Annotated in this window: 9 protein-coding genes; 6 read left to right on the forward strand and 3 right to left on the reverse strand. The window is 69.8% G+C overall.

Going from position 1 to position 9,969, the window contains the following annotated elements:
- Positions 1-49: 49 nt before the first annotated feature.
- Positions 50-379: an ATP-binding protein gene (locus tag ACFT9I_RS39575; RefSeq protein WP_382572605.1), complete on the reverse strand. Its 330-nt coding sequence runs from the start codon at positions 377-379 to the stop codon at positions 50-52.
- 138 nt (positions 380-517) lie between these two features.
- The gene (locus ACFT9I_RS39580; RefSeq protein ID WP_382572607.1) at positions 518-1,663 is read right to left on the reverse strand and encodes an adenosine deaminase; all 1,146 of its coding nucleotides are present in this window, start codon (positions 1,661-1,663) and stop codon (positions 518-520) included.
- A 241-nt stretch (positions 1,664-1,904) separates the two neighbouring features.
- On the opposite strand from ACFT9I_RS39580, the gene ACFT9I_RS39585 reads away from it, so the two are divergent.
- A complete protein-coding gene (locus ACFT9I_RS39585; protein WP_382572610.1) occupies positions 1,905-2,585 on the forward strand; it encodes an alpha/beta hydrolase in 681 nt (226 codons plus the stop codon).
- A gap of 15 nt (positions 2,586-2,600) precedes the next feature.
- Here ACFT9I_RS39585 and ACFT9I_RS39590 read toward each other — a convergent pair whose 3' ends face one another.
- Positions 2,601-3,602, reverse strand: a complete 1,002-nt coding sequence (locus ACFT9I_RS39590) for a LysR family transcriptional regulator (protein ID WP_382572611.1) — start codon at positions 3,600-3,602, stop codon at positions 2,601-2,603.
- A gap of 62 nt (positions 3,603-3,664) precedes the next feature.
- Here ACFT9I_RS39590 and ACFT9I_RS39595 point away from each other — a divergent pair, with 62 nt between their 5' ends.
- From ACFT9I_RS39595 to ACFT9I_RS39615, 5 genes are all read left to right on the forward strand, one after another.
- The gene (locus ACFT9I_RS39595) at positions 3,665-4,969 is read left to right on the forward strand and encodes an MFS transporter (RefSeq protein WP_382572614.1); all 1,305 of its coding nucleotides are present in this window, start codon (positions 3,665-3,667) and stop codon (positions 4,967-4,969) included.
- An 861-nt stretch (positions 4,970-5,830) separates the two neighbouring features.
- Entirely contained in the window at positions 5,831-8,074 is a 2,244-nt protein-coding gene (locus ACFT9I_RS39600; protein ID WP_382572616.1) for a glycoside hydrolase domain-containing protein, read from the forward strand.
- A gap of 6 nt (positions 8,075-8,080) precedes the next feature.
- Positions 8,081-8,563, forward strand: a complete 483-nt coding sequence (locus ACFT9I_RS39605; protein WP_382572619.1) for a hypothetical protein — start codon at positions 8,081-8,083, stop codon at positions 8,561-8,563.
- A 19-nt stretch (positions 8,564-8,582) separates the two neighbouring features.
- Positions 8,583-9,320 (forward strand): hypothetical protein, encoded by a 738-nt coding sequence (locus ACFT9I_RS39610; protein WP_382572623.1) that lies wholly within the window; start codon positions 8,583-8,585, stop codon positions 9,318-9,320.
- Positions 9,321-9,454: 134 nt separating this feature from the next.
- On the forward strand, positions 9,455-9,934 hold the full coding sequence (locus ACFT9I_RS39615; RefSeq protein WP_382572622.1) for a hypothetical protein: 480 nt from the start codon (positions 9,455-9,457) through the stop codon (positions 9,932-9,934).
- Positions 9,935-9,969 lie beyond the last annotated feature (35 nt).

Genomic DNA, 9,969 nt, shown 5'->3' on the forward strand with positions numbered 1-9,969 from the left:
GCCCCACCCGGATTGCCGGGTGGGGCCCCGCCGTCGTGCGTGCGGAGGGCTACTTGCCGAGTGTGCCGACCGGGAGGCCGCCCAGCAGGCCCGTGAGGGGGTTGGCGGCCGTGAGGGCGGAGAGGGCCACGGGGGCGGTCTGCTGGATCGTACCGACGCCGCTGCCGACGCCGCTGCGGGCCGCGGTCACGCCCTCGGCGGTGCCGTCGGGGAGGTTCTTGGTGAGGGACTCCGTCGGCAGGTTCTTGGTGACGCTGTCCAGGGTGGCACCGGCGTCCGGAACGGCGGGCGCGGCGGCGGATGCGCTACCGGCGGCGGTGGCGGCGAAAGCGGCACCGAGGGCGGCGACGCCGAGAGTCTTGGCAGCGGACTGCTTCATGAGGAGTTACGTCCCTTGGGGAATGGGGAATATGAGCGGCCCTGCAAGTTAGCCATCGCCGCACACTGCCCGCAAACACCCGGAAACGGGCCGGACGGCGTGTCCCGGCCCGCTTCCATGGAGCGGTGATCGACCTGCTCAGCCCAGAGACTCGCTGGTCGTAGCGGTTTGCGTGAACAGCCATTCGGATTTCAATTCGGCGTATCCGGGCTTGATCACGTCGTTGATCATGGCCAGTCGTTCATCGAAAGGAATGAATGCTGATTTCATCGCATTGACCGAGAACCACTGCATGTCGTCGAGCGTGTAGTCGAACGCCTCGGTCAGCAGCTCGAATTCACGGCTCATGCTCGTGCCGCTCATGAGCCGGTTGTCCGTGTTCACGGTCGCCCGGAAATGCAGCTTGCGCAGCAGGCCGATGGGGTGTTCGGCGATCGACGCGGCGGCGCCGGTCTGCAGGTTGGAGCTGGGGCACAGCTCCAGCGGGATGCGCTTGTCGCGTACGTAGGAGGCGAGCCGGCCCAGTGTCACCGAGCCGTCGTCGGCGACCTCGATGTCGTCGATGATGCGCACGCCGTGGCCGAGCCGGTCGGCGCCGCACCACTGGAGGGCCTGCCAGATCGACGGGAGGCCGAAGGCCTCGCCCGCGTGGATGGTGAAGTGGTTGTTCTCGCGCTTCAGGAACTCGAACGCGTCGAGGTGGCGGGTGGGCGGGAAGCCCGCCTCCGCGCCGGCGATGTCGAAGCCGACGACGCCCGAGTCCCGGTAGCGGTTGGCCAGTTCGGCGATCTCCAGGGCGCGGGCCGCGTGCCGCATCGCGGTCAGCAGGGCGCCGACGCGGATACGGAAGCCGGCCCGGCGGGCGCGGCGCTCGCCCTCCTTGAAGCCCTCGTTGACGGCCTCCACGACCTCTTCGAGGCTGAGGCCGCCCTCCAGGTGCTGCTCGGGGGCGTACCGCACCTCCGCGTAGACGACACCGTCCCCCGCCAGGTCCTCGGCGCACTCGGCGGCGACCCGGAAGAGAGCGTCGCGGGTCTGCATGACGGCGCAGGTGTGCGCGAAGGTCTCCAGATACCGCTCCAGCGAACCCGAGTCGGCCGCTTCGCGGAACCAGAGGCCGAGCTTGTCCGGCTCGGTCTCGGGAAGGCCCTCGTAGCCCGTCTCACGGGCGAGTTCGACGATCGTCCCGGGGCGCAGGCCCCCGTCGAGATGGTCGTGGAGGAGCACCTTGGGGGCGCGGCGGATCTGGTCGGCCGTAGGCGGTCGGTAGGTCTGGCTCGTCATCTCCGCACCCTACCGCCTACGCGCGTAGAGCACCCCTCGCCGATACGTAACAGTGACCGTGCGTACGGGTGGCGTACACCTCACCTTCTGAGACTGTTCTGCTATGGGACAGCGGGCAGTTCCCGGCCCCGGCGGGCGCACGCCGGGGCGTGGCACGGGGGTGCGTGGGCGTCGTACGGAGTCACAGGCACGGCTGGGGCGGGCGGTCTCCGCACCGGCCTCTCCACCGGAGGTGGGCGGGGTGGTTCTCGTGCTGCCGCCGGGCGAACCCATATCCGCACGTGGGCCCTCCACCGTCGCCTACGCGTCGATGCTGCCGCTGGCGCGGACGCTGGCCCGCGCGGGCGCGGGCGAGGGGCTGCTGGTGCACATGGTGCGCTACCGCTCGCGCGGCTGGAACGGCGCCGACGCTCAGCTCTCGGCCGACGCCGGGTGGGCGGTGGAGGAGGTCGTACGGCGCTACGGCGACGTGCCGGTCTGTCTGGCCGGGCACGGCATGGGCGGACGCGCCGCCCTGCGGGCCGCCGGGCACCCGGCCGTCAACTCGGTGCTGGCGATGGCCCCTTGGCTGCCGGACGGGGCGGCGGGGGTGGAGCCGGAGCCGGTGACCCAGCTGTCGGGCCGGGAGGTGCTGATCGTGCACGGCACCAACGACGAGCGCAGCGACCCCGAGTTGTCCCTCCGGCTGGCGGAGCGCGCCAGGAAGGCGAACCGGCACACCTGCCGCTTCGAGGTCCACTCCGACGGGCACGCGCTGCGCCAGCATCACGGTGAAGTCCTCGCGCTGGCGGTGGACTTCGTGCTGGGCGCGCTGCTCTCCCGTACGTACTCGCGGCCCGTCGCCGACGCGCTGGCCGCGCCGCCGCCGCTGGGGCTGCGGATGCCGCTCGCGGCGGGCTTCGGGCGGTCCCTGCGGCCGTAGCGACGCCAACTGGCCTCAGTCGGGGAGCAGATGGCCCCGGCGGGAGAGCAGGAAGCGCTTGAAGGCCGCCACCGGCGGGGTGTCGGGGTGGCCGTCGAGCCAGGCGACGCCGACCTCGCGTACGGCGCGGGGCGCGGTGACCGTCAGCTCCACGACGCCGGGGCGGGCCACCGCCGGGGGCGGCAGCAGCGCGACGCCGAGGCCCGCCGCGACCAGGCCGCGCAGGGTCTCGGCCTCCTCGCCCTCGAAGGCGACGCGGGGCCGGAACCCGGCGGCCTCGCAGAGGTCGTCGGTGATGCGGCGCAGCCCGTAGCCCGGTTCGAGGGTCACGAACGTCTCGTCGGCCGCCTCGGCGAGGCGGATACGTCTGCGGCCGGCGAGGCGGTGGTCGTCGGGGACGACGAGGCGCAGCCGCTGTTCGTCCAGGCGGCGGGCCACCAGGTCGGGGGCCTCGGGGATCGGGGAGGTGAGGCAGAGGTCCAGCTCGCCCGCGCGGAGGCGTTCCAGCATCGCCTCGCCGTAGTTCTGGACGAGCTGGAAGCGGACGCGGGGGTGGTCGGCGCGGAAGGCGCGGATCAGTTCGGGGACGGTCTCGGAGCCCATCGTGTGCAGAAAGCCGAAGGCGACCTTGCCCGACGCGGGGTCGGCGTCGGCCCGTACGGATTCGGCCGCCCTCTCCACCTCGGCGAGCGCGCCTTCTACTGAGGTGAGGAAGGCGCGGCCGGCCGGGGTGAGCGAGACGGTACGGCCCTTGCGGGCGAACAGGGCCACGCCCAGGTCCTGTTCGAGGCGGACCATCGCGCGCGAGAGCGTGGACTGCGGGACGTTCATGTCCTGCGCGGCGCGGGTGACGTGTTCGTGGCGCGCGACGCCGGCGAACTGGGCGAGGCGGGGGGCCAGCAGCGCGGACCAGGACTCGGGGTCGAGCTCGGCGGTGGGTGCCGGGTTCGACGGTGCGGTGTCTTGTACGTAACTGCTTGATGACAGCCGGGGCCTGGGCCTGCGTTGATGCTCCATGGGAACGATTATGACGATTCCATGCATTGGACGCATGAGATCGGCGTCGTTACGTTCCTCGTATGCCCCACGTCAGTACAGAGGCGCCCGTCACCACGGGTGCCCTCGCCCTCACCTCCGCCTCCGCGTCCGTACCGTCTCCGCCCGTCGAACCCCTGACCCCCGGCCGCCCCGGCTACCGCCGTATGAGCTTCGGTCTCTTCGCCGCCGGGGTCGCGGCCTTCGCGCTGCTCTACTCGACGCAGGCGCTGCTGCCCGCCATCACCGCCGACCTCGGTGTGACGGCGGGACAGGCCAGTTGGACGGTGTCGGCCGCGACGGGCGCGCTGGCGCTGTTCGTCCTGCCGCTCAGCGCGCTGTCCGAGCGCTTCGGACGGCGCACGCTGATGACCGTCTCGCTGACGGTCGCGGTGATCGTCGGCCTGCTCGTACCGTTCGCGCCGAACCTGGAGTGGCTGATCGCGCTGCGCGCGGTCCAGGGCGCGGCGCTGGCCGGGCTGCCCGCCTCCGCGATGGCGTATCTCGCGGAGGAGGTACGGCCCAAGGCGCTGGTCGGTGCGATCGGGCTGTTCGTCGCGGGCAACAGCATCGGCGGCATGAGCGGGCGCATCGTGGCCGGCTGGATCAGCCAGCTGTGGGGCTGGCGGGCCGCGCTCGCGGCGGTCGGGCTGATCGCCCTGGTGTGCGCCGTGGTCTTCCGCGTACTGCTCCCCAAGGCCCGCAACTTCCACCCGGGGACGCTGACTCCGCGCTCGCTGGCGAAGACGGTCGGCGCTCATCTGGCCGACCCGCTGCTGCGCAGGCTGTACGCGATCGGCGCGCTCTTCATGACCGTGTTCGGCGCGGTCTACACGGCGATCGGATTCCGGCTCGTGGAGGCGCCGTTCAACCTCCCGCAGGGCGTCATCGGTTCGATCTTCCTGGTCTATCTCGTCGGTACGGTCTCCTCGGCGGCGGCCGGGAAGCTGGTGGCCCGGCTGGGCCGGCGCGGCGCGCTGTATCTGGCGGTCGGGACGACGGCGGCGGGTCTGCTGCTGTCGCTGGCGGATTCGCTCGGCGCCGTACTGCTCGGCCTGGTCCTGATCACGGCGGGCTTCTTCGCCGGCCACGCGGTCGCCTCGTCGGCGGTGAGCCGGACGGCGAAGACGGGCCGCGCGCAGGCGTCGGCGCTCTACCAGAGCGCGTACTACCTGGGCAGCAGCGCCGGCGGCACGCTGGGCGCCGTGGCGTTCCACACGGGTGGCTGGGGCGCGACGGTGGCGCTCGGACTGCTCGCGGTGCTCGGTGTGGTCTCCGTGACGCTGTTCGGGACGCGCGCGGCGCGCGTGGAGCGCCGGGCCCTCGCGGCGGCTGCGGGACGACTGTGATCAAGGCCACATGCATATGCCCGGCGATGACTCTGCGCTCAAGTGGGCCCGTAAACATGTACTCGCACGGCCACTGACCAGCACGGTTGAACGGCTCCCACGGCAGGACGCCTCGGCGGTGATCTTCGACGACCCGGTCGCCTTGGGGGGTCCGGGTGCGGCGGAGTTGAACGAAGCACGTCAAAGGTACAGACCATTCATCGAACTCGTGACCGATACTCCACGCGCCGCCCTCGCCATAAGTGAAGAAGTTGCGAGAGAGTGCAGGTGCGGTGAAATTCCTGCACATAGGTTGAGCATTCCGACACTGCCCATCACTTTCGGTCACTTCCGGCAACCGCCCGATGTGGCCGCGCCGTTGAAAGAGGCTTCTCGCCGACGCCCCGCCTGGCTTAGGTTTCTGCTCGTCGCGACGGGCCCTGGGGAGGGACCCTCGCGGAAGAGCAACAGCCAGGATCCAGGGGGGACTTCTCGTGATGCAGGTCAGCGACGCCGAACAATCCGCACACGCCGTGAACCACCGTGCGACGCACGGCCGCCGGCCTGCCACCGTTTCCGCGGACACACCTGAGCCGGCCGGCTTCCAGGCCTCCTCCGCCTTCCCGGAGACCGGCCCCGAAGCCCTGATTCGACCGTCCGGGATGTTCGCCTCCGTCTGAACCCGGGCCCGAACCCGGCCGTAACGGGCCGGGCGCCGCTGATCCGCGCGCACCTACTCCCGCACACCGTCCGACCGGCGACTCCTCGCCGGACATCCGCCCGCGTCCGTACCCGGTCGTGCGCGATCCCCTGCCCGAAACAGGCCACCGACCGCTCACCCATGAGCTGATCCGGTGCGCCCTCTCACGAATCAGGAACTCGATGGCTGACGAAATGGTCCGTCTCGCCCAGAGATTCATCAACACCACCTACGGGAACGGCGCCACCCTCGGCATATCCAAGCTGAACGAGAACGGCCAGACCGGCTGGACCGTCATGTACGCCCTCACCCGTGCCCTGCAGTACGAGATGGGCATCAGCTCCCTGTCCGACAGCTTCGGCCCGGCCACGCTGGCCGCCATCGGGGAGAAGTACGGCAAGCTCGACGAGACCACGATCCCGTCGGCGAACTTCTGCCGGATCATCCAGTCCGCCCTGTACTGCAAGGGCTACGACGGCGGTGACCTCGACGGCACGTACAACTCCCGCGTCAAGGCCGCGGTGGTGAAGCTCCACCAGAACATGGGCGTGGACACCGTCTACCCGGACAGTTCCCTGTGGCCCAAGGCGGTCAAGGGCCTGTTCAACATGGACGCGTACGTCACCGTCAACGGCGGCTCGGACAGCGTCCGCTCCATCCAGCAGTGGCTCAACGGCCGTTACGTCCTGCGCAAGGACTACTACGTCATCCCCTGCGACGGTCACCACTCCCGCGACGTCGCCAAGTCGATGCTCCTGGCCGTCCAGTACGAGATCGGCATGGCCGACGGTGTCGCGAACGGGGCGTTCGGCCCCGGCACTCAGGCCGGTCTGAAGGAACACACCCTGTCCACCGGCTCGTCCGGGGTGTGGGTGCAGCTCTTCACCGCCGCCATGGTGCTCAACAAGCGCCCGGTGTCCTTCTCGTCCTCGTTCACCTCCTCGCTGGCCGGCAGCGTCAGCACCTTCCAGTCGTTCATGAAACTGGCCGTCAACGGGCAGGGGGACTTCCGGACCTGGTCCTCCCTGCTGGTGTCCTACGGCGACCAGACCCGCCAGGGTGAGGCGTGCGACGGCGTCACGAAGGTGACTCCCGCCCGTGCGCAGGCCCTGAAGGCCGCCGGCTACAAGTACATCGGCCGCTACCTGTACAACCCCTCCACCACCGATCTGCCGGAGAAGGAGATCCAGCCCGGCGAGCTGGCCACCATCAAGGAGTACGGGCTGCGCTGCTTCCCGATCTACCAGACATGGGCGCGCTCGGTCGACTACTACAGCCCCGATCAGGGTTTCGCGGACTGCCGGAACGCCGCGTTCAAGGCGGAGGAACACGGCTTCAAGCAGGACTCACGCATCTACTTCGCGGTCGACTACGACGCGGTGAACGACGAGGTCACCTCCCACATCCTGCCGTACTTCCAGAAGATCAAGGAGGAGATGGCACAGCTGGGCAACCCGTACAAGATCGGGGTGTACGGCCCGCGCAACGCGTGCTCCAGGGTCTCCGCGGAGGGTTACGCGGACGCCAGCTTCGTGTCCGACATGTCGTCCGGCTTCTCCGGCAATCTCGGCTATGCGATGCCGGAGAACTGGGCCTACGACCAGATCGTCACCAAGGCGGTCGGCTCGGGTGACGGCCGGATCGAGATCGACAACAACATCGCGTCCGGACGGGACACCGCCCAGGGCGACTTCCACACCGCTCCGGCGCAGAAGCTCGACATCGGTATCCACCCCTCCTACCTGCTGGCCCTGCTGACGGACCTCGAGGAGTACATGGAGTCGATCGGCCGGCCCGGCAGCACGGGGTACGTCTACAGCCGGCAGGAGTGCTTCGAAACGATCATGAACTACGACGCCATGATCACGTCGGCGGCCCGCAGGTACCGCATGCGCAAGGCCCTCATCCAGACCTCGGCCTTCTGGGAGTTCTGCCACTACAGCTACAAGGACGTGGTGGAGGACGCCGGTGTGGTCCTCTACCACACGGGTTCCATACCGGACTGGGGCAAGGACCTTCCGGGCGTCAGCAAGCTGGTCGACTCCAGCACGGGCGTCGCCAAGGTCTCGGGACGTACGTGCATCCTGTCGCGCAACAACTCGATCCGCGCGGGGCGCCTGGAGGGCACGATCCTCGACTCGACCGCCGACGGCGACCGTTGGGCGATGTGGCAGAAGGTCAACCAGGACAACGTCTTCAACCTGAGCACCGTCCCGCACCTGCACATGTGGGCGGCCGACGGCAAGGCGGGCGACCACGCCGAGACACCGATCCGCCTCCCGGACCTCGACTACACCGACACGGAGACCTTCGAGATCCTCCGCCGCTATCAGGGCTTCGGTGGCGAGGCGGAATCCGACGCGCAGCTTCGGATGCCGCTCTACGCGATCTTCGAGAAGTACAACCGGATCGTCCGGGAGTCCTGAGCACTCATGGTCACGGCTTCCGGCCCTTGGCAGGGGCACGACTTCGCGGTGCTGTTCGCCGTCCTGATCTCGGGCGCGACGACCGTGCTGGGGCTCACCGTGTATCTGCTCTCACGGTTCTCCCGGCGGGCCCGGCTCCGGCGCACCGCGTCCGCCGTGTGGCGGGACATGTCGCTGGCGGCTGTCGCCATGACGCTCGCCCTCTACCTCTGGGGGTGTCTCCACGTCCTGTTCCTGGAGGACCAGGAGCAGGCCGAGGAGTGCGAGCGACAGCGCCCCGAGGGAACACCGGCCCTGGTCGGCCGCAGGGGCGACTTCATCCCGCTGCGTCTCGTGTGCGAGGCCGCGAACGGCCATGACTACACCGTCGTCATCCCCGACTCCATCAACCCGTCCCTCGCTGTCCTGCTGCTGCTCGCGCTCGGCTGCGCCCTGGTCTCCGGCGTACTCCACCGCCAGCGGCGCTCGGCAGCGGAGAAGAAAGGCTGACCTGTTGAGCTCCATCGACATGACCCGCAGACACGCTCTCACCGCCGCGGCCGGCGTCACCACCGCCGCGAGCCTCGCCTCCACCGGCCTCCTCGCGACCCCGGCCGCCGCCGCACCGGCCCCGCCCGTCGGCAACGACGAACTCAAGGAGGCGCTGCGCCGCGTCAAGGCCCGGCAGCGCCGGCTGCTCACCGGTCGGCCCTCCGCCAACCGGTGGGAGATGCAGAAGGCCGTCGACGACGGCGGCGACATCGTGACCCGGGACGTGCCGGGCACCGGCCTGAAAGTCGCCGTACGCATGGGAGACACCGAAACGGTGCTGGTCCATGTGATCCGCCGCTTCCACTACGAGGTCGACGCCCTCGGTCTGCCCGGCGAACCGAACCCCGTCAAGGGCTGGTTGGCGCCGTCGGCGGTCCGCGACAGCCGCCTCCCCGAGTCGAACCAGGCGTCGGGCACCGCCGTCGTCATCCGGCCGGACTTCTACCCGCCCGGCGTGGGGGGCGGGTTCACCGCGGGCCAGGAGCTGACGATCCGGGACATCGTCGCCGACACCGAGGGTCTCGTGCGGTGGGGCGGCGAGGACCGGCGCCCGTACGAGGGCCTGTTCTACCTCACGGCGCGTCCGGGCGACGCGCGTCTGCGGCGGGTCGCGGCCAAGATCCGGGTCTGGGACCAGACGCCGGGCGCGGGCGCCGGGGCCGTACCCGACGTGACGGAGCCCTCGCGGCGGCGCCGCGCCGCCCGCTTCCGGTGAGGAAAGCACCGGAGGACACCACAGTTGTGCCTGCCCGAGGTCGCTCGACGCGTGGCAGGACAGGGGGGAGGAGGGGCGCGGGCATGCGGTTCCGCGTGCCGCGTCTCCTTCCCGACATCAAAGAGGAGGGGAAAATGAAGTCTCTGAGATCACTGAAAACCCTGCTGATCGCGGCTGTCGCCGCGTGCGGGTTCGTGCTCGCCGGCGCCATGCCCGCCAGCGCGCTCCCGCCGGACGGAACGCAGGTCACGTGCGGCACCGCGGGCCAGGGTCTGGGCCTCTACTACAACTCGGACAACGCGGGCTCGAAGCGCTGCATATTCGGTGACGTGCACAACTACGACGCCAACCCGACCAACTGCTCGTCCCAGGGTTGCGCCCGCTACTCCTTCGAGCTGGACGGCCGGAACGGCCAGGGCACCTACCTCAAGAACAACGCGGCGTCCGCCTACAACTATTCGGCGTACGTCGTCCGCATCTACTACAACAGCGGCTGGGGCGGCACCTGGGACTCCTTCCCGGGCTACGGGTACCAGGGTTCCGCCAAGTGGTACGGCAATCTGAACGGCACGTACAACAACAACGCCTCGCAGCGAATGCTGTACGAGACCTGATCCGACAGCCGGCCCCGGCGCGCGATTCCTGGAAT

The organism is Streptomyces sp. NPDC057137, from assembly GCF_042670825.1.
Taxonomy (GTDB): domain Bacteria; phylum Actinomycetota; class Actinomycetes; order Streptomycetales; family Streptomycetaceae; genus Streptomyces.

Bases quoted from the DNA above. Each gene is read 5' to 3' on its own strand.
- ACFT9I_RS39575 (WP_382572605.1), bottom strand. From the start codon at position 379: ATGAAGCAGTCCGCTGCCAAGACTCTCGGCGTCGCCGCCCTCGGTGCC.
- ACFT9I_RS39580 (WP_382572607.1), bottom strand. From the start codon at position 1,663: ATGACGAGCCAGACCTACCGACCGCCTACGGCCGACCAGATCCGCCGC.
- ACFT9I_RS39590 (WP_382572611.1), bottom strand. From the start codon at position 3,602: ATGGAGCATCAACGCAGGCCCAGGCCCCGGCTGTCATCAAGCAGTTAC.
- ACFT9I_RS39595 (WP_382572614.1), top strand. From the start codon at position 3,665: ATGCCCCACGTCAGTACAGAGGCGCCCGTCACCACGGGTGCCCTCGCC.
- ACFT9I_RS39600 (WP_382572616.1), top strand. From the start codon at position 5,831: ATGGCTGACGAAATGGTCCGTCTCGCCCAGAGATTCATCAACACCACC.
- ACFT9I_RS39605 (WP_382572619.1), top strand. From the start codon at position 8,081: ATGGTCACGGCTTCCGGCCCTTGGCAGGGGCACGACTTCGCGGTGCTG.
- ACFT9I_RS39610 (WP_382572623.1), top strand. From the start codon at position 8,583: ATGACCCGCAGACACGCTCTCACCGCCGCGGCCGGCGTCACCACCGCC.
- ACFT9I_RS39615 (WP_382572622.1), top strand. From the start codon at position 9,455: ATGAAGTCTCTGAGATCACTGAAAACCCTGCTGATCGCGGCTGTCGCC.